Below are 22,505 nucleotides of genomic sequence, written 5' to 3' on the forward strand. Positions count from 1 at the left end.
GGAACGACTCCTCAGTATGCGGCAGCCGGTCGGCGCTGCGCCAACTGAACCTCCGCCTCACCGGGCGAGACGTTCGTCGCAAACCCGAGCGGCGAGGTGTAGAACCGCTGGCCGTCGGAGCTGACGACCTTGATCCTGGGGTCGTGGATCAGTCCCTCGCGGCGCTCCACCCGGATCTCCCCGAGCTCGCTCCACAGCAGCCCGACCCAGCCCTGCTCGGCGCGCAGCCGGATGCCGTGGTCGTCCGCGACGAACAACGGCGTGCGCCAGTCGCCGACGCCGCGCAGGTGGCTGAGCCCGACCCCGGCCAGCAGGATCGCGGGGACCGCGAGGACGTACTCCTCGCGGTCGTAGGCGAGCCAGCCGAAACCGGCGGCCAGGGCGAGGCAGAGGACGGCGAGCAGGGTGAACATCCCCGTGCGCCGGCGCACCTCGAACGCGTCGTCCATGACTACCCGGCCTGGATCGTGGCGAGGACCTGGTCGAGCTCGTCGGGCTTGACCAGCACGTCACGTGCCTTGGAGCCCTCGCTCGGCCCGACGATGCCACGGCTCTCGAGGATGTCCATCAGACGACCAGCCTTGGCGAAGCCCACCCGCAGCTTGCGCTGCAGCATCGACGTCGAGCCGAACTGGGTGGTGACGCACAGCTCGATCGCCTGCAGCACCAGGTCGAGGTCGTCGCCGATGTCGTCGTCGATCTCGCGCTTGGCCGCGGCGACCGCCGTGACGTCCTCGCGGTACGTCGGCTGCAGCTGCGTCTTGCAGTGCTCGACGATCGTCTGGATCTCGGCCTCGGTGATCCAGGCGCCCTGCATGCGCATCGCCTTGTTCTGCCCCATCGGGAGGAACAGCCCGTCGCCCTGGCCCACGAGCTTCTCGGCTCCCGGCTGGTCGAGGATCACGCGGCTGTCGGCGAGCGACGAGGTCGCGAACGCCAGGCGGCTCGGCACGTTGGCCTTGATCAGACCGGTCACGACGTCGACCGAGGGCCGCTGCGTCGCCAGGACCAGGTGGATGCCGGCGGCACGGGCGAGCTGCGTGATGCGGACGATCGAGTCCTCCACGTCGCGCGGTGCCACCATCATCAGGTCGGCGAGCTCGTCCACCACGACCAGGAGGTACGGGTACGGCGCGAGCACGCGCTCGCTGCCCGGGGGCAGCTTGACCTTGCCGGCCTTGACGGCCTTGTTGAAGTCGTCGATGTGGCGGTAGCCGAAGTTGGCCAGGTCGTCGTAGCGCATGTCCATCTCGCGCACGACCCACTGCAGCGCCTCGGCGGCCTTCTTGGGGTTGGTGATGATCGGCGTGATCAGGTGCGGCACGCCCTCGTACGCGGTGAGCTCGACCCGCTTGGGGTCGACCATGATCATGCGGACCTCCTCGGGTGTCGACCGCATGAGCAGCGAGGAGATCATCGAGTTCACGAACGAGGACTTGCCCGAGCCGGTCGCGCCCGCGACCAGCAGGTGCGGCATCTTCGCGAGGTTCGCGACGACGTAGCCGCCCTCGACGTCCTTGCCGAGGCCGATCACCATCGGGTGGTGGTCACTGCGCGCCTTGGCCGACCGCAGGACGTCACCGAGGGAGACCATCTCCTTGTCGACGTTGGGGATCTCGACGCCGATCGCGGACTTGCCCGGGATCGGGCTGAGGATGCGGACCTCGTTGGACGCCACGGCGTACGAGATGTTCTTGGACAGCGCGGTGACCTTCTCGACCTTCACGGCGGGGCCGAGCTCGACCTCGTAGCGGGTCACGGTCGGTCCGCGCGTGTAGCCGGTGACGGCCGCGTCGATCTGGAACTGCTCGAGCACCTCGGTGAGCCGCTCGACGACCTCGTCGGACGCCTTCGAGCGCGCCTTGTGCGGGGAGCCCTCGCGCAGCATCGTGCTGTCGGGCAGCGAGTAGACGACGTCCCCCGAGAGGGCGAGCTGCTCGGCACGGGCCGGGATCGGCTCCATGGGCGGCAGCTCCGCGTTGGCGTCGTGCGGGTCCGGCTCGTCCTCGGGCTCGGGCTCGGGCTCGAACACGCGGGCCGGGACCTGGCGGTCCTCGTCGGGACCGTCGACCAGGGGGTTCTCGAACGGCTCGTCGTCGGTGACGACCGTCGTCCTGGGGTGCCGGCGCTTCTTGGGCTCGGCGGAGGCCTCCTCGGGCTCCGGCTCGGCCGCGGGCTTGCGCCCGAGAGCCGTGTCGCGGAGCTCGCGGAAGCGGTCGGGCACGGCGTACACGGGCGTGTTGGTGACGACCAGGACACCGAACGCCACGATCAGGACGAGGATCGGGCAGACCACGTACGCGCTGTTGAGCAGGTCCATGGGGATCGCGGAGAACAGGAAGCCGATCGCTCCCCCGGCCTCGCTCATCGCGTCGGGGTCGGGATCGCTGGGGCGCGGGACGTCGTGGGCGATGTGGACCAGGCCCAGGACGCCGCCGCAGATCGCGGCCCAGCCGATGACCTGACGGCCCGCGGGACCGTTCTGGTCGGGGTGGCGCAGCGTGCGCCAGGCGATGACGACCAGGACGATCGGGACCGCCCACGCCAGCAGGCCGACCGCGCCGGCGGTCACGTCGCGGACCGCGTTGCCGACCGCTCCGGGCATGTCGGACCAGACCGATCCGGCGACCACGATGCCGAGGCCGAGGATCGCGAAGCCGACGCCGTCGCGGCGTTGCTCCGGGTCCAGGTCGCGGGCGCTGTGCCCGATGCTGCGGGCGACCGCGCCCACGATGCCGGCCAGGCCGAGCCACAGGGCGGTCGAGGCGCGCAGGACCGCGCCCAGCACAACAGCAAGGGGGCCAGGTCCGGTTCTGCTGGCCGCGGGCTTGCGCGCTGCAGGCTTGCGGGCCTGTGGCTTGCGCTTGTTCGCGGCGGGCTTCTTGCGGGCCTGGCTGCCGGACGGCCGCTTGCGCGGCGGGGAAGTCGTTCGGGTCGCCATGGTCAAAGGGTAAAGCACGACTCGAAGGTTGGGCGGGAATGAAGGGGTGTTGCGGGCCACCGCCTCCCGCGGGGGCGGTGGATGCGCCACCGTATGGGGCCGATTTCGGGCCCATACGGTGGCGGAAGCACCGCACCCGGCCCATACGGTGGCGGAAGCACCGCGCCCCGCTCATACGGTGGCGGAAGCACCGCGCCGGGCTCCGCCCGCGGCGTCAGTGCGCGGTCAGGTGGGTGCCGGGGTCCCGGCCGGGCGTGCTCGAGCCGCCGCGGGAGCGCGCGCGGTCCAGGACGAGCGAGACGAGCCGCGGGTCGGGCGGACCGCCGTCGAGAAACGGTCTGGTCACCACGTCGGCGCCCGCCGCGAGCATGGTCTCGTGGGCGGCGCCGGTCGTGAGGAGGTAGGTCGAGACGACCACCCGCCGGCCGTACGCCCGCGCGACGTCGACCGCGTCGGCCAGGGGCGTGTCCGGCCCACCGAGCGTGCCGACGTGGACCCGTCCGCCCCAGACGGCGCTGAGCAGGCGTGCGGCCTTGCCCACGTCCGCCACCGCCCGGTCGTCGCTCGCGGAGGCGGCCGCCAGGACGATCGTGTCGTCGGACCGGGCCCCGGCCTCGACGAGCCGCTGCACGCCGATCTCCGCCAGCACCCAGTCCGGGCCGAGCGGCGCGGTGACCGTGACGGCCGGGTCACGGTGCGAGGCGCGCACGATGTCGACGCTGACGGGCCGGTCGTACGCCAGCATCAACGGCACCACCGCGCGCGGGCCGGCGGTCTCCAGCACGACCTCGCCGACGAGCGGCAGCTGCTCGTCCACGAACGCATCGACCACGTCGAGGTCCTGCGCCTCGCGGCGCACGGCGTTCACCAGCCCCGAGAACGCGGCGCGCCCACGGGGCACCGTGGACCCGTGGGCGCACAGGATCAGCGTGCGGTTCATCCGGACCTCCCAGGTCTGCCGACCGCGGAACCCGAGATGTCCGCGGTAGGTCGAGACGGGTGGCGAGCTGCCGCCGGAACGTCCCCGACGGCTCCGCCGGCAGCTCGCACCTCCCTGACGGTGCTGTCGCCCGAGACCCGACGGACCGATGCGTGAACGGTCGAGGGCGTCGCGGGCACAGCGTGCCGGCGGGGAACCGTCGCCGTTGCGGTGCCACCGTCGAGCATGTGCCACCCCTTCGATCGCCGGATCAGGGTCTCCCCGTCAGCACCTTCAGGTTGGGCGACGGCTGTTTCGCGGCGGTTAACGCGAGTGCGGGGTTTGGTTACAAGTGGCCGTACAGGCGTGGTCCGCCTCAGCCCGGCATGCGCCACAGGGGCTCGAGCACCTCCAGCGCCTCGCCCTCCCGCGAGCCCTCACGGGGGGCGACGAGCAGCCCGTCGGACGCCGAGAGGCCCCGCAGCATCGACGACGCGTCCCACCCGGTGGGAACGGCGGCACCGGCGACCCGCGTGAACGGCAGGATGCGGGTGGCCCGCGCGAACGGCTCGAGGGCGACCCCGAGCACCTCCGACGGCGGCGCCCCGACGCGGCGACCGGTCATCTCCGCGAGAGCCGGGTGCACCACGGCGAGGAAACCCACGACCGCGGCGAGCGGATTGCCCGGGAGGCACGCGACCAGACGGCCGTCGGGCAGCACCGCGAGCACCGTCGGACCGCCGGGGCGCACCGCGATCGTGTCGACCGCCACGGTGGCGCCGACGATCCCGAGCGCCTCGCGCAGGTGGTCGGCCTCCCCCACCGCCGTCCCGCCGGTGGTGACCACGACGGCCGCGGTCGACGACCTGAGCAGGCGCACGAGCTCGGGCAGGTCGTCGCCGACGAGCGTCACCTCCCCTGGGGCGGCGCCCGCGGCCCGGGTCATGCCGGTCAGCAGCGGGCTGATCGAGTCGCGGATCGTGCCCGGGGCTGGCACACCGCGCGGGACGACCTCATCCCCCGTGACGAGCAGGTCGACCACCGGGACACGGGCCACCTCGACGGCGTCGTGCCCGCAGGAGGCGCTCACCGCGAGCGAGACCGGGTCCAGTCGTGTGCCCGCAGACAGCACGACGTCGCCCGCGCGCAGCTCCTCGCCCCTCGGACGGACGTCACGGCGGGACAGCCGCACGTCGTCGGGTGGCGTCCAGTGCAGGACGCCCTCGCGAACCGTGCCGTGCTCGCGGCGCACGAGAGCGGTCATCCCCTCGGGCACCACCGCCCCGGTGCCGATGCCACGCGCGTCCCCCGGCAGCAGCGGACCGCCCGGCGGTCGCCCGTTGACGATGCGCTCGCGAAGGGTCCATGGGCCGGGACCCGCCACGGCCCAGCCGTCCATCGCAGTGACGTCGGCCGACGGCAGGTCGACGAGTGACCGCAAGTCGTCCGCGAGCACCCGGCCGGCCGCGTGCGTGAGGTCCACCAGCTCGCTCGCGACCGGCTTGGCCAGCCCGCGCGCCACGGCGCGGACCTCGTGCCAGTGGCCGCGGACGAGCGGGGTCACGGCCCCTCGTCCCACCCGGCGATCGCGGCGCGGACGCGTTCGAGCACCTCGGCGACGCGCGCCGGGTCGCCGTCGGCCTGGCCGACGGCCACGCCGACGAGGTACGTCGTGAGCGGTGCTGCCGGACGCATGACGCCGTGCGCGGCGTCGGCCGCCAGGTCGAGGATCTCGTCGACCCCGAGGACCTGCTCGATGCCCAGGTCGCGCGCGAGCCCCTCCGCCCACCGCGGCAGTGGTTTCTCCTCCATCACGTGCCCTCCTCGGTCAGGCGTTCCAGGTCGGTCGGCGAGTCGATGTCGGCCAGGACGTCGTCCGGCACGTCCACCTCCACCAGGTGCATACCCCGCGTGACCTGTCCCACGCCCCGATCGGTCAACGGGGCGTGCGCGTCCAGCGCGTCGCGGAGGGCCGCGGAGCGGTAGACCGCCAGCAGCGGCTGCCGGTGCCCGTCGGACGATCGCGCGACGACCCCGTCGGCGTCGGTGCCGGCCGCGGCGGCGAGCAGCACCGGCACCGCCTCGGCGGCACGCGGCACGTCGGCGGCCAGGACGGCCACGAACGGCGACGGATCGGTCTGCAGCGCGGCCATCCCGGCGCCGATGGCCGCGGCCGGACCCGCGAACGGCGGGTCCTCACGGACGACCGTGGCTGCGGCCGGTGTGCCGGCCAGGCCCTCGGGGCCGACGACGACGAGCCGGCGCGCGGCCTCCACTGCCGCGCAGGCGTGGGCCAGGAGCGGTCGGCCGCCGACCACGAGCCCGACCTTGTCGACCCCCGGCATGCGGCTCGACCGGCCACCCGCCAGCACGATCGCGTCGTGCGCGACGGCGGGCGGGCGGCTGGGCACGGAGCCCTCAGGCCTGGATGACGACCGGCAGGATCATCGGACGGCGACGCAGGCGACGTCCCACGAACGAGCCCAGGACGCGACGGATGACCTGCTGCAGCTGTCCGGAGTCGCGGGTGCCGTCGGCGATGGACTCCTCCAGCGCGGCGATGATCTTCGGCATGATCTCGTCGAACGCCGAGTCCTCCTCCGCGATGCCGCGGGCGTGGATCTCCGGGCCGGAGACGATCTTGCCGGTGGCCGAGTCGACGACCACGACGACCGAGATGAAGCCCTCCTCGCCCAGCACCCGGCGGTCCTTGAGCTCGGAGTCGGTCAGGCTGCCCACGGACGAGCCGTCGACGTACACGTAGCCGCACTCGACGGCGCCCGTGATGGACGCGTGCCCGTCGACGAGGTCGATGACGTAGCCGTCCTCGGCCAGCAGCACGTTGGGCACGCCGGTCGCCGACGCGAGCTTGGCGTTCGCGTGCAGGTGACGGATCTCGCCGTGCACCGGCAGGACGTTGCTCGGCTGGACGATGTTGTAGCAGTAGAGCAGCTCGCCGGCCGATGCGTGGCCCGAGACGTGCACCAGCGCGTTGCCCTTGTGGACGACGTTGGCGCCGAGCTTGGTCAGCCCGTCGATCACGCGGTAGATCGCGTTCTCGTTGCCCGGGATCAGCGACGACGCCATGAGCACGGTGTCGCCCGGCTCGAGGCTGACCTGCTGGTGGCTGTTGTTGGCCATGCGCGACAGCGCCGCCATCGGCTCGCCCTGCGAGCCGGTCGACATGAGGACCATCTTGTGCGGCGGTGCGGCGTCGATCTTGTCCACGACGACGCCGTCCGGCACGTGGAGGTAGCCCAGCTCGCGGGCGATCTGCATGTTGCGCACCATCGAGCGTCCGACGTACGCGACCTTGCGGTCGTGCTTGACCGCGGCGTCGATGACCTGCTGGACGCGGTGGATGTGCGAGGCGAACGACGCGACGATGATGCGCTTCTGGCTCGACGCGAAGACCGCGTCGATCGCGGGCGTGATGTTGCGCTCGGACGTCGTGAAGCCGGGGACCTCGGCGTTGGTGGAGTCGGTCAGGAAGAGGTCGACCCCCTCCTCGCCGAGCCGGGCGAACGCGCGTAGGTCGGTGATGCGGCCGTCGAGCGGCAGCTGGTCCATCTTGAAGTCGCCGGTGTGCAGCGCGACGCCGGCCGGCGTCTTGATCGCGACGGCCAGGGCGTCGGGGATCGAGTGGTTGACCGCGACGAACTCGAGCTCGAAGGGGCCGAACGACTCGACGTCGCCCTCGGAGACGACGTGCTTCGGGGCGTCCTTGAGCCGGTGCTCCTTGAGCTTGGGGTCCAGGAAGGCGAGGGTCAGCTTGGAGCCGATGACGGGGATGTTGCCCCGCTCGCGCAGCAGGTACGGGACGCCGCCGATGTGGTCCTCGTGCCCGTGCGTCAGGACGATGCCGACGACGTCCTTCAGGCGGTCCCGGATGGGTCCGAAGTCGGGCAGGATCAGGTCGACGCCGGGCTGGTGCTCCTCGGGGAAGAGGACGCCGCAGTCGACGATCAGCAGCTTGCCGTCGTACTCGAAGACGGTCATGTTGCGACCGATCTCTCCGAGTCCGCCGAGGGGGATGACGCGCAGGGCGCCTTCGGGCAGTGCGGGCGGAGCGCCGAGCTCCAGGTGCATGTGGCTCATGTGGCCTAGCTTTCGAGAAGGCCCGATGCCATGAGGCCGTCGCGAACGATCGCGACCTCGTCCTCAGTGGCTTCGGGGAGCGGATCACGCATCGTGCGGTGCTCGAGCACGCCGAGGAGCTGCAGGGCAGCCTTCGCCGTGATCGCGCCTTGCGTGTGATTCATCATCGCCGAGACGGCGGGAAGCAGGTGGTGGTTGATCGCGCGGGCGGTGGGCAGGTCGCCGGCGTCGACGGCAGCGACCATGTCGGCGTACTGACGCGACGCGGCGTGGGCGACGACGCTGACGATGCCGCTGGCGCCCATCGCGAGCCACGGCAGGTTGAGCGGGTCGTCGCCGGAGTAGATCTTGAGCCCGGTCTCGTTCATGAGCCAGGAGCCGCGGTTGAGGTCGCCGACGGCGTCCTTCATCGCGATGATCTGCGGGTCGTCGGCCATCGCGAGGTAGGTCTCGTCCGCGATCTTGACGCCGCTGCGACCGGGGATGTCGTAGAGCATCACGGGCAGGTCGTCACCGGCGCGGGCGACCTGGGTGAAGTGCGACAGGAGGCCGGACTGCGGCGGCTTGCTGTAGTACGGGGTCACGACGAGCGTGCCGTGCGCACCGGCCTTCTTGGCCTGCTGCGCCAGCTCGACCGAGTGGCGCGTGTCGTTGGTGCCGACCCCCGCCACGACCGTCGCGCGGTCGCCGACGGCCTCGAGCACGGCAGTCAGCAGGCGGCCGTCCTCCGCGACGGTCGTCGTGGGCGACTCACCGGTGGTGCCGCTGATGACGAGCCCGTCGTTGCCGTGGTCGACGAGGTACGACGCGACCTTCTGGGCCGCGTCGAGATCGAGCTCACCCTCGCGGGTGAACGGCGTGACCATGGCGGTCAGCACACGCCCGAAGGGCGCAGCCTCGGTGGCGAGCGGCGACGTCATGCCTCCGAGGCTACCGCTTGCCGGCCCGCCGCCGACGACCGGCAGGATGGCTGCGTGAACGAGAGCAACGAGGACGTCTACGACATCGACACCGCCTCGGTGCCACGAGGCGACGGGATCCGCGACCTGACGCTGACCGATCGGTGGAACACGCCGCTCGGCAAGCCCAACGGCGGCTACATCCTGGCCACGATGCTGCGGGGTCTCGGCGAGGAGCTCGGCGGCGGTGACCCCCTGGTCGCGTCGATCAGCTATCTCGCGTCCCCGGAGACCGGGGCGGCGGAGCTGCGGACCCGTTCCCTGCGGATGGGACGACGCGTGCAGACCGGCACCGCGTCGCTGTGGGAGGGCGAGCGGCACGTCGCGGAGATGACCGCGAGCTTCGGTGACCGCGCGGGCGGCGAGACCCGGGAGCTGGGCAGCCCACCGGCGCTGCGACCGCCGGCCGGGTGCATCGACCCGCGCGAGCACGGGGCACCGGGCGGAGGGCTCTTCGACCGCGTCGACTACCGGATCGACCAGGTGCCCGGGTTCTTCGTCGGGAAGCCCAGCGGGGACCCGACGATGACGGCGTGGCAGCGGCTCCGCGACGGCCGGGAGATCGACTTCCCCGCGCTCGCGCTCCTCTGCGACTCGTTCGTCCCGCCCGTCGTCGAGCTCGGTGAGGGGTTCAACTCGATGACGGTCCAGCTCACGGTGCACCTGCACCGGCGGCCCTGCCCGGGCTGGGTCGCGACCCGGCTGACGACCCGCCACGTGGTCAACGGCTTCCACGAGGAGGACTGCGAGCTGTGGGACGAGGACGGCAACCTCGTGGCGCAGAGCCGCCAGCTCGGCATCCTGCTCTGAGACCGGGCGGTCGACCGGGAGCCCACTAGCGTGGTCACACCTGCCCCGACGAAGGAGACCCCATGAACCTGTTCGAGACCGAAAGCACCGAGCGCCTGTCCCGCGAGGCCGCCGCCGACCGGCTGCGCGCACTGGCCGACGCCCTCTCACGGCACAACTCGATCGAGCTCGAGCGGGGTGGGAACCGGGTCACGGTGGACGTCCCCGACGAGGTGAGCTTCTCCCTCGAGGTCGAGCTCGGCGACGAGAACGAGATCGAGATCGAGCTCAGCTGGTGAGGCGCGCCGGACCGATCGCGGCGCGCCGTGCGCACGATCGGTCCGGGCTTGCGACCATGGGTCCATGAGTGACTCCTGGCGGGACTTCGCCCCCACGTTGGGGATCGCGCTGGTGAATGCCCTGGTCGTGGCCGCCGTCGTCGCGCTGGTCACCCGGCGGGTCGGCCGCCGCTACCCCATGGCGCGGTACCTCAGCCGCACCGCCGCGACCCCGTTCCGGCTGCTGCTGCTCGTCATCGCGTGCGCGGTGGCCATCTCCCGCGACGCGCCGTGGTCCGAGCGCGAGGAGCTCGGCCGGTGGGTCGAGCTCGCGATGCACATCGGGATCATCGTCACGGCCGCGTGGCTGGTCGGCGCGATCGTGCTGTCGCTGGAGGACACGGCGCTGCGCCACTACCGCCTCGACGCGGCCGACAACCTGCTCGCCCGCCGCGCCCGGACCCAGACCGCGGTCATCCGGCGCATCACCCTCGTGGCGATCGTCGCCCTCGCCGCGGGCGCCGTGCTGCTGAGCTTCCCGGGCGTCAGCGCCGCCGGCGCCAGCGTGCTCGCGTCGGCGGGCATCATCTCGGTCATCGCCGCGGTCGCCGCCCAGTCGACGCTCAGCAACCTGATCGCGGGCCTGCAGATCGCCTTCAGCGGCTCGATCCGCTACGGCGACGCCGTGATCGTGGAGAACGAGTGGGGCTGGGTCGACGAGATCACGCTCAGCTACGTCGTCGTGCGGCTCTGGGACGACCGCAACATGGTCCTGCCGGCCACGTACTTCACCACGACGCCGTTCCAGAACTGGACACGCAAGACATCCGAGCTGCTCGGCTCGGTCGAGTTCGACCTGGACTGGCGGGTCAGCCCCGACGGCATGCGCGCCGAGCTGGACCGCATCCTGCCGACCACCGAGCTGTGGGACGGGCGGACCAAGGTGCTGCAGGTGACCGACGCCGTCAACGGCTGGGTCCGGATCCGCATCCTCGTCACCGCCAAGGACGCACCCACCCTGTTCGACCTGCGGTGCTTCGTGCGCGAGCGGATGATCGACTGGCTGCAGGGTGCCGACGAGGGCGGCCTGCCGCGGTTCCGCGTCGAGTCCGTCAAGCGGACCGCCCCGCGCCGTCCGAGCGAGGAGGAGGCCACCGGCCTGTTCAGCGGCGACCAGCAGGGCGACGACCGCGCCGCCCGGCTCACCGGCCAGCAGCCGGCGGTCGACGAGGAAGGCAACCCCCGCGAATGAGCGTCTCCACCTCGGCCCGCCGCAGCGGCCTGGTCGCGTTCACCGCGCTGGCCCTCGCGGCCGGCGGCACCACCGTCCCGGCCTCGGCACAGGCACCCGTCCACGCGACCGGCTACGCGCTCCAGGGCTCGGCCTCGCCGTCCGACGTGACCCGCGACGGCCGCTACCTGCGCACGATCGCGATCTCCGGTGTCGCGCTCGACGGGCCGACCCGCGTCTCGTCCGTCAGCGCGGACGTCACTCGGCTGCGCCGCGCCGCACACCGGCACGGCCGCAAGGCCGTCCTGCTGCTCAGCAACTTCAGCGACCGCCTCGGGGACTTCGACGAACCCCTCGCCCACCGCATGCTGACCTCTGCGCCGGCGCGTGCGTCCGTCGTGCGGTCGCTCACCCGGGCCGCGCGCGGGTTCGACGGCGTCCAGATCGACCTGGAGTCCTTGAAGGCCCGCGACGTGGCCGGGCTCGTCGCCTTCACCCGCGAGGTCAAGGCGGCGCTGCCCGGCCGGTCGGTGTCGATGGCGTTCATGGCCTCCACCGACCGGCGCGGCTACCTGGCCCGGGGGTACGACCTGAAGGCCCTCGCGCCGCACCTCGACCGGCTGGTCCTCATGGCGTACGACCAGCACGGGCCGGGGTGGTCCGGTCCCGGGCCGATCGGGTCCCTGTCATGGGTGCGGCGCGAGCTACGCTACTTCACGAAGGTCCTGCCCAACCGCAAGATCGACCTCGGCGTGGCCGCGTACGGCTACCAGTGGGGACGCGGGAGCGGCACCCTCTCGGTCGCCCAGGCCCGCAAGCGCGCAGGCGGCAAGGCCCGCTGGCGCGCCGAGCAGGGCGAGTGGTCCGCGCGGCTCTCCGGCGGCCGGAAGATCTGGTGGTCGGACCGGCGTTCCCTGCGGGCCCGCGAGAAGATCGCCCGGTCCCACCGGCTGCACGGGGTGTCGATCTGGCAGATCGGCTCGTCCGGCCGCCTGCGCTAGGGCGCGACGCGGTCGTACGTCGCGATGTCGTAGCCGTCGTAGGGCTGCCGGTCGGTCTCGCGCCACTGCGACCAGTCGACCTCGGGGAACCAGGCATCGCCGTCGGGCGCCAGGTGCACGTGCGTGACGACCATGCGGTCGACGACGCCGGCCTCGATCGCGGCGGCGTACACCTGGGACCCGCCGATGAGGAACACGTCATCGTCGAGCTTCTCGGCCTGGGCCAGCGCGGACGGCAGGCCGTCGGCGACCTCGACGCCGTCAGCAGCCCACTGCGGGTCGCGGGTCAGCACGATCGACGTGCGGCCCGGCAGGGGCCGGCCGATCGACTCGTACGTCGTGCGTCCCATGACCATCGGGTGGCCCATCGTGAGGGCCTTGAACTGGGCGAGGTCCCCGGTCGGCGGCCACGGCAGGTCACCGTCGCGTCCGATGACCCCGTTGCGGCCGATCGCGACGACGATCGTGACGGTCATACGGCGATCGGGGCCTTGATGAGCGGGTGCGGGTCGTAGCCGGTGATCTTGATCGACTCGGGCGTGAAGCCGTCGATCGAGGTGACGGACGGGTCCAGCCACAGCTCGGGCAGCGCTCGCGGCTCGCGCGTCAGCTGCTCACGCGCCTGGTCGAGGTGGTTCACGTACAGGTGCGCGTCGCCGATCGTGTGGACGAAGTCGCCGACCTCCAGCCCCGTGACCTGGGCGACCATGTGGGTCAGCAGCGCGTAGGACGCGATGTTGAACGGCACACCGAGGAACACGTCGGCGGACCGCTGGTACATCTGGCACGACAGCTTGCCGTCGGCGACGTAGAACTGGAAGAACGCGTGGCACGGCATGAGTGCCATGGCGTCGAGGTCGGCGACGTTCCACGCACTGACGACGTGGCGGCGGGAGTCGGGGTTGGTCCTGATCTGCTCGATGACCTGCGCGAGCTGGTCGATGTGCCGTCCGTCCGGGGCGGGCCAGGACCGCCACTGGTAGCCGTAGACCGGGCCGAGATCGCCGTTGTCGTCCGCCCACTCGTCCCAGATCGACACCCCGAGGTCGTGGAGGTACTGCACGTTGGTGTCGCCCTTGACGAACCACAACAGCTCGCCGACGACGGACTTGACGTGGATCTTCTTGGTCGTGACCAGGGGGAAGCCCTCGGACAGGTCGAACCGCATCTGGTGGCCGAACACGCTGCGGGTGCCGGTGCCCGTGCGGTCGCCCTTGGCGACCCCCTCGTCGAGGATGCGCTGGACGAGATCGAGGTAGGCCCGCATGCACGCAGACTATCAATCCGGACCCACCGATCGTGTGCGAAACTCTGTCCATGCCGCGTGACGAGTTCGACGCCACACCCTCCGAGGTGCGGAACTTCGCCCTGCTGCAGGTCGGTCTGACCGCCGGGTTCTTCGTGCTGCTGTTCTTCATGCTCGGCGGCTCCGACGCGGACTACCCGCCGGTGTGGCTGGCGGTCGCGCTGGTCGTCCTGGTCGGCATCGGCGCCTTCCTCGCCGAGCGGGTCTGGCTGTCGACCTCTCCCCTGTCCCCGGACCTCGACCCCGCCGAGCAGCAGAGGCTCGCCGTCGGCACGTTCGCCACGCAGACCGTCCGCAAGCTCATGTACTGCGAGGCGCCGCTGCTGATCGCGGTCCTGGTCACGTTCGTCGTCGACCACGGGGGCTGGCCGCTCGTGATCGCCGGCTTCCCCGGGCTGCTCGTCCTCGTCTGGGAGATCTGGCCCACGCTGCGCAACACCTCGCTGACCGCGGCGGTGCTCGACGCCCAGGGCGCCGACTCCCGCCTTGTGGAGAGCTTCATCGAACGTCCGACCGCATGACCACCGCCGACGTCAGCGCCCGCCTCGCCTGGCCCGACGACGCCCCCGCGATCGTCCGGGTGCAGCTCGCGTCGTGGCGGGCGAACGGCGTCGTCCCGGAGCAGGAGGTCGACGCCCTCGACCCGGCGGAGCTCGCCGAGCGGTGGGCCACGCTCATCACCGCGCCCCAGGACGCCCGTCTGCGGGTCCTGGTGGGGCTGGAGCGGGCCGACGTCCGCGGCTTCGCGCTGGTGCACCCGTCGTACGACCCGGACAGCGACCAGGTGACCGATGGCGAGATCGGCGAGCTCGTCGTCGACCCCGCCCACCAGCGGGCGGGGCACGGCTCACGCCTGCTGCAGGCGGCCGTCGACACCCTGGTCGCCGACAAGTTCACCCGGGGCCGCTGGTGGGTGGGCACGACCGATGACGCGCTGCGGGCGTTCGTGACCGAGTCCGGCTGGGAGCCCGACGGCGCCCACCGTGAGCTCGCCGGCGATAGCGGGGGCACCGTCAAGCAGATCCGGCTCCACACCACGCTGGCATGACGACCGACCGGTCGATCATCGTCGACTCGCTCGGGGTCGGCCTCGCCACCGGGGCGTACGGCGTCTCGTTCGGTGCGATCTCGACGGCGTCCGGCCTCAGCGTGCTGCAGACCTGCCTCATCTCGCTGCTGGTCTTCACGGGGGCGTCGCAGTTCGCGTTCGTCGGCATCATCGCGTCGGGCGGCAACCCGCTGACGGGTGCCCTGACCGCGATCCTGCTCGGCAGCCGCAACCTGTTCTACGGGGTCAGCATGGCGCCGAAGCTCGACCTGGACCCCGCGCAACGGCTGGCCACGGCGCACTTCGTGATCGACGAGTCGACCGCGATGGGCGTCACCCGGACGTCGCGGCGCCAGGCCCGGCTGGGGTTCTACTGGACCGGCATCTCGATCTTCGTGCTCTGGAACCTCTCCACCGCGGCGGGTGCGTGGGCGGGCAACGCGATCGGCGACCCGCGGACGTACGGCCTCGACGCCGCGGTGGGGGCGGCGTTCCTCGGCCTGCTGTGGCCGCGGCTCTCGTCCGTGCAGGGGCGCCTGGTCGCGCTGGTGGGTGCCGCGGTAGCGCTCGGGCTCGTGCCCGTGACCAGCGCGGGGCTGCCGATCATCCTGGGCGGCGGGACGGCCGTCCTGCTCGGCATGCTGTGGCGGCCCGGAGGGAGGTCGTGACGGCCCTGTGGGGCGGCATCGTCGTCATGACGGTGGGCTGCTTCGCCCTGAAGTACGCCGGGCTGTCCGTGCCCGAGCGGGTGCTGCAGCACCCCCTGACGGTACGGGCCGTCGAACTCATCCCGGCCGGGCTCCTCGGGGCCCTCATCGCGGTGCAGGTCTTCGCCGACGGCTCGTCGGTGCAGGTCGACGCGCGCCTGCTGGCCCTGGGCGTCGCGGCCGTGCTGCTGGCCCTGCGCGTCCCGTTCCTGCCGATGGTCGTCGCCGCAGCCGTCGTCGCCGCCCTCGTCCGCCAGCTCTGACGCGGCGGTGTCGGTTTCCCACGGGAACCTGGGAAACTGCGGTCGGTTTCCCACGGGACCGTGGGGTTTGATCACTCCCCGCGCGTCTCAACCCGAGGGGGGTGACGAAGACCCACGGGGAGCGCGGAACCGCGAGGTGGGTGACGGTTTCCCAGGAGATCGTGGGAAACCGTCACAGCCCGAGGATGTCGTCCAGGCCGACGGTCACGCCGGGACGGCTGCCGACGCCGCGGACGGCGGCCACCACGCCGGGCATGAAGGACGTGCGGTCGTGCGAGTCGTGCCGGATCGTGAACTCCTCGCCGACGCCGCCGAGGAGCACCTGCTGGGACGCCACGAAACCGCGCGCGCGGACCGAGTGCACCGGGATGCCCTCGACCTTGGCGCCGCGGGCCCCGTCGGGATCGGTCGTGGTGGCGTCTGGCAGGTCGGCGGACCCGGCCGCCCGGCGCGCCTCGGCGATCAGCTCGGCGGTCCGCACCGCGGTGCCCGACGGCGCGTCGACCTTGTCGGGGTGGTGCATCTCGATGACCTCGACCGACTCGAAGAACGGCGCGGCCGTCGCGGCGAACCGCATCATGAGGATCGCGCCGATCGAGAAGTTGGGCACGACCAGCACGCCCGTCGACGGGTCGTCACCAAGAGCCGACCGCACGGCCGCGATGCGCTCGTCGTCGAATCCCGAGGTGCCCACCACGACGTCCACGCCGTGCTCGATGCACCACGTGACGTTGTCGAGCGCGACGTGCGGCTGGGTGAAGTCCAGCGCGACCTCGGCCCCCGCCGCGGTGATCTGCTCGAGCGAGTCGCCGAGGTCGATCTCCGCCACCACCTCCAGCCCCTCGGCCGCGTTGATCGCGCGCACCGACTCCGAACCCATGCGCCCCTTGGCGCCCAGCACTGCCACCCGTGTCATGGCCACGATCGTACGAGACGGACCCCTTCCCCCGGACGGCGCTCCGTCCTACCCTCGACGGATCGGGGCGACAGGACGAGAGGCTGTGGCATGACCGATGACGTCCGACGGCTCGGCTGTCAGACCGACGACATGAAGATGATCCACCAGGTGTTCCGCCGTGAGTTCGGGCTCGCGCCGTCGATGGTGCGTCACGTCGCCCCCGGCGACACCGCACAGGCACGACGGGTGACGACCTACCTCGACGAGATCGTCACCGCTCTGCACCATCACCACCAGAACGAGGACCGGCTGCTCTGGGACACCATGGTCGACCGGGCACCCGCGTGCGCGTTGCACGTCGACCAGATGCGGCAGCAGCACGCTGCGGTGTCGACGCTGCTCGACGAGGTCGAGGGTCTCGGCCGAGCGTGGACGACCGGCGGTGCCGACGAGCGGTCCCGCGAGCGGCTGGCGGCGCTGCTCGACGACATCTCCGCGCGGCTCGACGACCACCTGGGCCAGGAGGAGACCGAGATCCTCCCGGTCGCGGCGACGTCCTTCACCCAGGCGGAGTGGGACCGGCTCCGCGAGGCCGGGATGGCGAGCATCCCGAGGAACCGCCTGCTGGTGCAGCTGGGCTACATCCTCGAGGACGCCGGCCCGGACGAGCGCAAGCAGATCCTCGCGGACGTCCCGGCGCCGGGGCGGGTGCTCTACCGGCTCGTCGGCCGCCGCAGGTACCAGCGGGAGATCCGCACCCTGCGACCCCCGGGCTGAGGCTCAGCGTGCGGCGCAGTCGACCAGCACCGCGACACCCGCCGCCACCTCCGCGTACGACGTCGAGAGCGGGGACAGGCCCAGCCGGATCAGGTCGGGCTCCCGGAAGTCCGGGACGACGCCGCGCTCGATCATCCCCGCTGCCACCTCGCGGGCCTCCGCATGCCGGACGGTGACGTGGCTCCCGCGCAGCCCGGGCTCGCGCGGTGTCACGATCTCCAGCCCCGCCGCGTCGAGCAGCTCGATCGCGTACGCCGTGAGCGCCTCGGACTTCGCACGGATCGCGTCCACGCCCGCCTCGGCGATCAGGCGCACACCCTCCTGGACCGCCAGGATGCCGCTGACCGACGGCGTGCCGCTGAGCATCCGCCGGATCGTCGGCGAGGTCTCGTAGGTGTCGGACATCGCGAACAGGTCGGCCGCGCTCCACCACCCGGCGATCGGCTGTCGCGCATCGGCCAGGTGCCGCGCCGCGACGTACGCGAAGGCCGGCGCTCCCGGGCCGGCGTTGACGTACTTGTAGGTGCAGCCGACCGCGAAGTCGACGGCGGCTGCGTCCAAGGCGATCGGGACGACGCCCGCCGAGTGGCACAGGTCCCACACCACGACCCCTCCGGCCGCGTGGACGGCATCGGTGAGGCCCGGCAGGTCCAGCAGCGTCCCGGACCGGTAGTCGACGTGGCTCAGCACCACGACCGCCGTCCGCTCCCCCAGCGCCGTCGCCAGGACGTCGGGCGTCACGTTCTCGACCAGGTCCGGCTCCAGCCACCGCACGGTCATGCCGCGGGCGGACGCGACCGACTCGACCAGGTAGCGATCGGTCGGGAAGTTGGTGACGTCGATGACGATCTCGTCGCGGCCCGGGCGGACACCGGCGGCCGCGTGCAGCAGCTTGTAGAGGTTGACCGAGGTCGAGTCGGCGATGACCGTCTGCCCGGACGCCGCGCCCAGCAGCGCCGCTCCCAGCTCGTCACCCACCGCGACGGGCAGGTCGACCCAGCTCTCGGACCAGCCACGGATGAGCCGGCCTCCCCACTCCTCCCGGACGAACGCAGCGAGGCGTTCCTGCGTCGCCTTCGGCAGCCGGCCCAACGAGTTGCCGTCGAGGTACGCGACCAGGTCGTCGTCGATCACGAACCGGTCACGGAAGGCGCTCAGGCGGTCGGCGCCATCGAGGTCAGCGGGGGAAACAGGCACCGGGCGATGCTCTCACGACCGGGGCCCGGGCGGGCGATGCTGCCCGGGCCCCCGTCGCGCACGAACGCTGACGAGTCACGTACGGCAAGCGACGAGTCACGTACGGAGGACCGAGTATCCGTGCGTGACTCGTCGGCCTCCGTACGCGACTCCTCGGCGTCCGTACGTGACTCGTGGGCGTCCGTGCGCGACTCGTCGGCGTCCGTGCGTGACTCGTGGGCGGGGGGTGGGGACGGCGAAGGGCCCCAGCCGCGTGATGCGGCTGGGGCCCTTCGGGACGTGCGGATCAGGCGTCGGCGTCAGCCGGCTCCTCGGCGGGGGCTGCGTCGCCCTCGCCCTTGTCCTCGATGACCGGGATCAGCGAGAGCTTGCCGCGGTCGCCGAGCTCGGCGATCTCGACCTGGATCTTCTGACCGACCGAGACGACGTCCTCGACGTTGTTGACGCGCTGGCCACCGTTGAGGTCACGGAGCTTGCTGATGTGCAGCAGGCCGTCGCGGCCCGGGGACAGCGAGACGAACGCACCGAAGTCGACCGTCTTGACGACGGTGCCGAGGTAGCGCTCGCCGACCTCGGGCATCGTCGGGTTGGCGATCGCGTTGATCGCGTCGCGCGCAGCCTCGGCAGCCTCGCCGTTCTCCGCACCGACGTAGACCGTGCCGTCGTCCTCGAGCGAGATGTTCGCGCCCGTGTCATCCTGGATCTGGTTGATGATCTTGCCCTTCGGGCCGATGACCTCACCGATCTTGTCCACGGGGATCTTGATCGTGATGATCCGCGGGGCGTAGGGGCTCATCTCGTCGGGCTCGTCGATGGCCTCGGCCATGACGTCGAGGATCGCGACGCGAGCGCCGTACGCCTGCTGCAGCGCACCGGCCAGCACGTCGGCGGGGATGCCGTCGAGCTTGGTGTCGAGCTGCAGCGCGGTGACGAACTCGCGCGTTCCGGCGACCTTGAAGTCCATGTCGCCGAACGCGTCCTCAGCACCGAGGATGTCGGTCAGCGTGACGAACTTCTGCTCGCCGTCGACCTCACCGGAGATGAGGCCCATCGCGATGCCGGCGACCGGCGCGCGCAGCGGGACACCCGCGTTGAGCAGACCCAGCGTCGAGGCGCAGACCGAGCCCATCGACGTCGAGCCGTTCGAGCTCAGCGCCTCCGAGACCTGACGGATCGCGTAGGGGAACTCCTCGCGCGTCGGCAGCACGGGCAGCAGCGCACGGCCCGCGAGGGCGCCGTGACCGATCTCGCGACGCTTCGGCGAACCGACCCGGCCGGTCTCACCGGTCGAGTAGGGCGGGAAGTTGTAGTTGTGCATGTAGCGGCGCGACGTCTCGGGCGAGAGCGTGTCGAGCTTCTGCTCCAGGCCGAGCATGTTCAGCGTCGTGATGCCCAGGATCTGGGTCTCGCCGCGCTGGAACAGTGCCGAGCCGTGGACGCGGGGCACGATGCCGACCTCGGCGCTGAGGGCACGGATGTCCTCGAGGCCACGGCCGTCGATGCGGACCTTGTCGCGCAGGACGCGCTCGCGGACGACGGTCTTGGTGACCGCGCGGATGGCCGCACCGATCTCCTTCTCGCGGCCCTCGAAGTCGGCGCCGAGCTTGTCGACGACGTCGGCCTTGATCTCGGACTCGCGCTCCTCGCGGTCGGCCTTGCTGACGATCGTCAGCGCCTGGGCGAGGTCGTCCTTGGCAGCGGCCTCGACCGCGGCGTAGACGTCGTCCTCGTAGTCGAGGAAGATCGGGAAGTCGCGGACCGGCTTGGCGGCGGTCGCGGCGAGCTCGGCCTGGGCCTCGCACAGCTGCTTGATGAACACCTTGGCGGCGTCGAGGCCACCGGCGACGATCTCCTCGGTCGGCGCCTGGACGCCGCTCTGGACGAGGTCCCACGTGGACTCGGTGGACTCGGCCTCGACCATCATGATCGCGACGTCGTCACCGGCGACACGGCCGGCGACGACCATGTCGAAGACCGCGTTCTCGAGCTGGCTGTGCGTCGGGAAGCCGACCCACTGGCCGTCGATCAGGGCGACGCGGGTGGCGCCGACCGGACCGCTGAACGGCAGGCCGGAGATCTGCGTCGACGCGGACGCCGCGTTGATCGCGAGCACGTCGTACGGGGTGTCGGGGTTGAGCGCCAGGACCGTGATGACGACCTGGACCTCGTTGCGCAGACCCTTCTTGAAGGTCGGGCGCAGCGGGCGGTCGATCAGGCGGCAGGTGAGGATCGCGTCCTCGCTGGGGCGGCCCTCACGACGGAAGAACGATCCCGGGATGCGACCGGCGGCGTACATCCGCTCCTCGACGTCGATCGTCAGGGGAAGAAGTCGAAGTGGTCCTTGGGGTGCTTGCCGGCCGTGGTGGCCGACAGGAGCATCGTGTCGTCGTCGAGGAACGCGGCGACCGAGCCGGCCGCCTGCTGGGCGAGGACGCCGGTCTCGAAGCGGATGGTGCGGGTGCCGAAGGCACCGTTGTCGATGACTGTCTCGACGGAGTGGAGTTCGGACATAGATGTCCCTTCCGCAGACGTGTGTCTGCCTGTAGGGACGAGAACCACTCGGGCGGTGAAACCATGCCGGTCTTCGATCGAGGCCCGCGGGAGGCTGCGAGGCGCTCCCGAGGGCCACTACCGAGGACCGAGCGCGTCGTGACCGGGGGGTTCTCGTCTGGTGTGTTGCGGTTATGCAGTTGTGGGGTGGTGCTGGCTGCCCCCTAAGGGGCGGGGCGGCCACCTCGTGTGAAGTGGCCGCCCCGGCGAGCTAGCGGCGCAGGCCGAGACGCTCGATCAGCGAACGGTAGCGCTCGATGTCGTTGTTCTGCAGGTAGTTCAGCAGGCGACGACGCTGGCCGACGAGGAGCAGCAGGCCACGACGGCTGTGGTGGTCGTGCTTGTGCTCCTGCAGGTGGCCGGTCAGGTGTGCGATACGAGCGGTCAGCAGCGCGATCTGGACCTCGGGGGATCCGGTGTCGCCGTCGCTGAGTGCGTACTGCTTGATGATGTCTTCCTTGGCGACGCCCGCAACTGTGGGCGCAGCAGTCTTCTTCGACACTTTTTCTCCTGGGGTTCCGTTGCACGGCGCGCCCGGGCACATCCACCGGGGCACTCTCTATCCGTGGCCGATCACACGGCAACGTCCAGACTATCAGCGCGGGACGTCCGGCCGGAAATCGATGACACCCCGACAGGTAATCTGCCACACCATGGTCCGCACACGCCCGCTCCTCGCCGTCCTCGCGCTCGTCGCCGCCACGGCCGCCTGCAGCTCGTCCGGCGGCTCCGCGCCGTCGGACCCCGGCGGTTCCACCGGCTCGGCCACCTCGGCGGCCAAGGGCCCCCGGTACGTCGCGCTCGGCGACTCGTACACCGCGGGTCCGCAGCTCAACCCGACGGACAGCTCCTCGGGTGCCTGCCTGCGCTCGACCAAGAACTACGCGCACCTCGTCGCCAAGGCGATCGACGCCGCCTCGTTCACCGATGCGAGCTGCTCGGGCGCCACGACGGACAACGTGCTCGAGGCCGCACCCACCTTGAGCGGTGGCGACCCGGTGCCGGCCCAGATCGACGCGGTGAAGAAGGACACGCAGCTCGTCACGGTCGGCATCGGCGGCAACGACTCCGCCCTGTTCTCGAGCCTCTCCGCGGCGTGCACCCGGCCCGGCACCGCGTGCGAGGACTACCTCGACGACAAGGTGCCCGGCATCCTGCGCAGCACCGGCAAGCGGATCACCACGGTCCTGGAGGCCGTGAAGGACCGGGCACCCGACGCACGGGTCGTCCTCGTCGGCTACCTCGGCGTGACCCCCGAGGACCGCGGCTGCGACGCGCTGGGCGGGGACGCGCTCGACACGGCGGGCGTCTCGGCCGGCGAGCGGAGCATCGACAGCACGATGGCGGCCGCCGCGAAGGCCGCGGGAGCGACCTACGTGTCGATGAACGCCGCCTCGAAGGGCCACGACGCCTGCGCGGGCGACGACGCCTGGACCAACGGCCTCTCCCCCGCCCTCGGCGACGGCGCGGTGCTCCACCCGCGGGGCACCGGCATGGCGGCAGTCGCCTCCGCGGTCGAGAAGGTCGTCGCCGCGTCCTGACC

At 71.6% G+C, this 22,505-nt stretch carries 23 protein-coding genes and 1 pseudogene; 10 read left to right on the forward strand and 14 right to left on the reverse strand.

Translation table 11 applies throughout. The annotated features are described in order from the left end of the window. Positions 1 to 11 precede the first annotated feature (11 nt). From C3E78_RS11250 to dapA, 8 genes are all read right to left on the reverse strand, one after another. Positions 12 to 449 carry a hypothetical protein gene (locus C3E78_RS11250; protein WP_108578399.1) on the reverse strand — a complete coding sequence of 146 codons (438 nt, stop codon included), beginning with the start codon at positions 447 to 449 and terminating at the stop codon, positions 12 to 14. 2 nt (positions 450 to 451) lie between these two features. Next, positions 452 to 2,941 carry an FtsK/SpoIIIE family DNA translocase gene (locus tag C3E78_RS11255; protein ID WP_199906805.1) on the reverse strand — a complete coding sequence of 830 codons (2,490 nt, stop codon included), beginning with the start codon at positions 2,939 to 2,941 and terminating at the stop codon, positions 452 to 454. Between the two features lie 214 nt (positions 2,942 to 3,155). After that, positions 3,156 to 3,881, reverse strand: a complete 726-nt coding sequence (locus tag C3E78_RS11260; protein WP_108578401.1) for a sirohydrochlorin chelatase — start codon at positions 3,879 to 3,881, stop codon at positions 3,156 to 3,158. 355 nt (positions 3,882 to 4,236) lie between these two features. Further along, positions 4,237 to 5,424, reverse strand: coding sequence for a molybdopterin molybdotransferase MoeA (locus C3E78_RS11265; RefSeq protein WP_159085880.1), 1,188 nt, complete (start codon positions 5,422 to 5,424; stop codon positions 4,237 to 4,239). After that, positions 5,421 to 5,672 (reverse strand): DUF6457 domain-containing protein, encoded by a 252-nt coding sequence (locus tag C3E78_RS11270; RefSeq protein WP_108578405.1) that lies wholly within the window; start codon positions 5,670 to 5,672, stop codon positions 5,421 to 5,423. Before C3E78_RS11270 ends, C3E78_RS11265 begins: the two co-directional genes overlap by 4 nt. Then, positions 5,672 to 6,271 carry a molybdenum cofactor guanylyltransferase gene (mobA, locus tag C3E78_RS11275; protein ID WP_108578407.1) on the reverse strand — a complete coding sequence of 200 codons (600 nt, stop codon included), beginning with the start codon at positions 6,269 to 6,271 and terminating at the stop codon, positions 5,672 to 5,674. Before mobA ends, C3E78_RS11270 begins: the two co-directional genes overlap by 1 nt. Before the next feature lie 7 nt (positions 6,272 to 6,278). After that, positions 6,279 to 7,958, reverse strand: coding sequence for a ribonuclease J (locus C3E78_RS11280; RefSeq protein WP_108578414.1), 1,680 nt, complete (start codon positions 7,956 to 7,958; stop codon positions 6,279 to 6,281). A 5-nt stretch (positions 7,959 to 7,963) separates the two neighbouring features. Continuing rightward, complete coding sequence (dapA, locus tag C3E78_RS11285; RefSeq protein ID WP_108578416.1) at positions 7,964 to 8,878, reverse strand: 4-hydroxy-tetrahydrodipicolinate synthase; 915 nt, start codon at positions 8,876 to 8,878, stop codon at positions 7,964 to 7,966. Between the two features lie 54 nt (positions 8,879 to 8,932). Between dapA and C3E78_RS11290 the strand changes: the two genes are divergently transcribed. The 4 genes from C3E78_RS11290 to C3E78_RS11305 all read left to right on the forward strand — a co-directional run bounded on the left by C3E78_RS11290 (position 8,933) and on the right by C3E78_RS11305 (position 12,216). Next, positions 8,933 to 9,727 carry a thioesterase family protein gene (locus C3E78_RS11290; RefSeq protein WP_108578418.1) on the forward strand — a complete coding sequence of 265 codons (795 nt, stop codon included), beginning with the start codon at positions 8,933 to 8,935 and terminating at the stop codon, positions 9,725 to 9,727. 62 nt (positions 9,728 to 9,789) lie between these two features. After that, complete coding sequence (locus C3E78_RS11295) at positions 9,790 to 10,005, forward strand: amphi-Trp domain-containing protein (RefSeq protein ID WP_108578420.1); 216 nt, start codon at positions 9,790 to 9,792, stop codon at positions 10,003 to 10,005. A gap of 64 nt (positions 10,006 to 10,069) precedes the next feature. After that, on the forward strand, positions 10,070 to 11,236 hold the full coding sequence (locus C3E78_RS11300) for a mechanosensitive ion channel family protein (protein WP_108578422.1): 1,167 nt from the start codon (positions 10,070 to 10,072) through the stop codon (positions 11,234 to 11,236). Continuing rightward, complete coding sequence (locus C3E78_RS11305; protein WP_108578424.1) at positions 11,233 to 12,216, forward strand: glycosyl hydrolase family 18 protein; 984 nt, start codon at positions 11,233 to 11,235, stop codon at positions 12,214 to 12,216. The genes C3E78_RS11300 and C3E78_RS11305 overlap by 4 nt, the downstream gene beginning before the upstream one ends. Here C3E78_RS11305 and C3E78_RS11310 read toward each other — a convergent pair. Next, positions 12,213 to 12,692, reverse strand: coding sequence for a dihydrofolate reductase (locus tag C3E78_RS11310; RefSeq protein ID WP_108578426.1), 480 nt, complete (start codon positions 12,690 to 12,692; stop codon positions 12,213 to 12,215). The two genes, C3E78_RS11305 and C3E78_RS11310, sit on opposite strands and share 4 nt — an antisense overlap. After that, positions 12,689 to 13,483 carry a thymidylate synthase gene (locus C3E78_RS11315; RefSeq protein ID WP_108578428.1) on the reverse strand — a complete coding sequence of 265 codons (795 nt, stop codon included), beginning with the start codon at positions 13,481 to 13,483 and terminating at the stop codon, positions 12,689 to 12,691. The genes C3E78_RS11310 and C3E78_RS11315 overlap by 4 nt, the downstream gene beginning before the upstream one ends. A gap of 50 nt (positions 13,484 to 13,533) precedes the next feature. Between C3E78_RS11315 and C3E78_RS11320 the strand changes: the two genes are divergently transcribed. From C3E78_RS11320 to C3E78_RS11335, 4 genes are read left to right on the forward strand one after another with little or no spacing between them, the layout of a single operon-like run. Next, positions 13,534 to 14,043 carry a hypothetical protein gene (locus C3E78_RS11320; RefSeq protein ID WP_108578430.1) on the forward strand — a complete coding sequence of 170 codons (510 nt, stop codon included), beginning with the start codon at positions 13,534 to 13,536 and terminating at the stop codon, positions 14,041 to 14,043. Beyond that, positions 14,040 to 14,570 (forward strand): GNAT family N-acetyltransferase, encoded by a 531-nt coding sequence (locus tag C3E78_RS11325; protein WP_108578432.1) that lies wholly within the window; start codon positions 14,040 to 14,042, stop codon positions 14,568 to 14,570. Before C3E78_RS11320 ends, C3E78_RS11325 begins: the two co-directional genes overlap by 4 nt. Continuing rightward, entirely contained in the window at positions 14,567 to 15,238 is a 672-nt protein-coding gene (locus C3E78_RS11330; protein WP_108578435.1) for an AzlC family ABC transporter permease, read from the forward strand. The genes C3E78_RS11325 and C3E78_RS11330 overlap by 4 nt, the downstream gene beginning before the upstream one ends. Continuing rightward, complete coding sequence (locus C3E78_RS11335) at positions 15,235 to 15,540, forward strand: AzlD domain-containing protein (RefSeq protein ID WP_108580862.1); 306 nt, start codon at positions 15,235 to 15,237, stop codon at positions 15,538 to 15,540. The genes C3E78_RS11330 and C3E78_RS11335 overlap by 4 nt, the downstream gene beginning before the upstream one ends. A gap of 172 nt (positions 15,541 to 15,712) precedes the next feature. On the opposite strand, the gene dapB is transcribed toward C3E78_RS11335, so the two are convergent. Then, on the reverse strand, positions 15,713 to 16,456 hold the full coding sequence (gene dapB / locus C3E78_RS11340) for a 4-hydroxy-tetrahydrodipicolinate reductase (RefSeq protein ID WP_199906806.1): 744 nt from the start codon (positions 16,454 to 16,456) through the stop codon (positions 15,713 to 15,715). 90 nt (positions 16,457 to 16,546) lie between these two features. Between dapB and C3E78_RS11345 the strand changes: the two genes are divergently transcribed. Beyond that, positions 16,547 to 17,215 carry a hemerythrin domain-containing protein gene (locus C3E78_RS11345; RefSeq protein ID WP_108578438.1) on the forward strand — a complete coding sequence of 223 codons (669 nt, stop codon included), beginning with the start codon at positions 16,547 to 16,549 and terminating at the stop codon, positions 17,213 to 17,215. 3 nt (positions 17,216 to 17,218) lie between these two features. On the opposite strand, the gene kynU is transcribed toward C3E78_RS11345, so the two are convergent. The 3 genes and pseudogenes from kynU to rpsO form a co-directional block, all read right to left on the reverse strand. Further along, complete coding sequence (gene kynU, locus C3E78_RS11350; protein WP_108578440.1) at positions 17,219 to 18,412, reverse strand: kynureninase; 1,194 nt, start codon at positions 18,410 to 18,412, stop codon at positions 17,219 to 17,221. 286 nt (positions 18,413 to 18,698) lie between these two features. Continuing rightward, positions 18,699 to 20,923, reverse strand: a pseudogene (locus C3E78_RS11355) (polyribonucleotide nucleotidyltransferase). 250 nt (positions 20,924 to 21,173) lie between these two features. Next, entirely contained in the window at positions 21,174 to 21,413 is a 240-nt protein-coding gene (gene rpsO, locus C3E78_RS11360; RefSeq protein WP_372490364.1) for a 30S ribosomal protein S15, read from the reverse strand. A 202-nt stretch (positions 21,414 to 21,615) separates the two neighbouring features. On the opposite strand from rpsO, the gene C3E78_RS11365 reads away from it, so the two are divergent. Continuing rightward, positions 21,616 to 22,503: an SGNH/GDSL hydrolase family protein gene (locus C3E78_RS11365; protein ID WP_108578444.1), complete on the forward strand. Its 888-nt coding sequence runs from the start codon at positions 21,616 to 21,618 to the stop codon at positions 22,501 to 22,503. The last annotated feature ends 2 nt before the right edge of the window (positions 22,504 to 22,505 follow it).

Source organism: Aeromicrobium chenweiae, assembly GCF_003065605.1.
Lineage (GTDB): Bacteria > Actinomycetota > Actinomycetes > Propionibacteriales > Nocardioidaceae > Aeromicrobium > Aeromicrobium chenweiae.

What these genes read in the sequence shown, in the direction of transcription:
- C3E78_RS11250 (WP_108578399.1), bottom strand. Translation starts at nt 449, where the DNA reads ATGGACGACGCGTTCGAGGTGCGCCGGCGCACGGGGATGTTCACCCTG.
- C3E78_RS11255 (WP_199906805.1), bottom strand. Translation starts at nt 2,941, where the DNA reads ATGGCGACCCGAACGACTTCCCCGCCGCGCAAGCGGCCGTCCGGCAGC.
- C3E78_RS11260 (WP_108578401.1), bottom strand. Translation starts at nt 3,881, where the DNA reads ATGAACCGCACGCTGATCCTGTGCGCCCACGGGTCCACGGTGCCCCGT.
- C3E78_RS11270 (WP_108578405.1), bottom strand. Translation starts at nt 5,672, where the DNA reads ATGGAGGAGAAACCACTGCCGCGGTGGGCGGAGGGGCTCGCGCGCGAC.
- C3E78_RS11280 (WP_108578414.1), bottom strand. Translation starts at nt 7,958, where the DNA reads ATGAGCCACATGCACCTGGAGCTCGGCGCTCCGCCCGCACTGCCCGAA.
- dapA (WP_108578416.1), bottom strand. Translation starts at nt 8,878, where the DNA reads ATGACGTCGCCGCTCGCCACCGAGGCTGCGCCCTTCGGGCGTGTGCTG.
- C3E78_RS11295 (WP_108578420.1), top strand. Translation starts at nt 9,790, where the DNA reads ATGAACCTGTTCGAGACCGAAAGCACCGAGCGCCTGTCCCGCGAGGCC.
- C3E78_RS11300 (WP_108578422.1), top strand. Translation starts at nt 10,070, where the DNA reads ATGAGTGACTCCTGGCGGGACTTCGCCCCCACGTTGGGGATCGCGCTG.
- C3E78_RS11305 (WP_108578424.1), top strand. Translation starts at nt 11,233, where the DNA reads ATGAGCGTCTCCACCTCGGCCCGCCGCAGCGGCCTGGTCGCGTTCACC.
- C3E78_RS11310 (WP_108578426.1), bottom strand. Translation starts at nt 12,692, where the DNA reads ATGACCGTCACGATCGTCGTCGCGATCGGCCGCAACGGGGTCATCGGA.
- C3E78_RS11315 (WP_108578428.1), bottom strand. Translation starts at nt 13,483, where the DNA reads ATGCGGGCCTACCTCGATCTCGTCCAGCGCATCCTCGACGAGGGGGTC.
- C3E78_RS11320 (WP_108578430.1), top strand. Translation starts at nt 13,534, where the DNA reads ATGCCGCGTGACGAGTTCGACGCCACACCCTCCGAGGTGCGGAACTTC.
- C3E78_RS11325 (WP_108578432.1), top strand. Translation starts at nt 14,040, where the DNA reads ATGACCACCGCCGACGTCAGCGCCCGCCTCGCCTGGCCCGACGACGCC.
- C3E78_RS11330 (WP_108578435.1), top strand. Translation starts at nt 14,567, where the DNA reads ATGACGACCGACCGGTCGATCATCGTCGACTCGCTCGGGGTCGGCCTC.
- dapB (WP_199906806.1), bottom strand. Translation starts at nt 16,456, where the DNA reads ATGACACGGGTGGCAGTGCTGGGCGCCAAGGGGCGCATGGGTTCGGAG.
- C3E78_RS11345 (WP_108578438.1), top strand. Translation starts at nt 16,547, where the DNA reads ATGACCGATGACGTCCGACGGCTCGGCTGTCAGACCGACGACATGAAG.
- C3E78_RS11365 (WP_108578444.1), top strand. Translation starts at nt 21,616, where the DNA reads ATGGTCCGCACACGCCCGCTCCTCGCCGTCCTCGCGCTCGTCGCCGCC.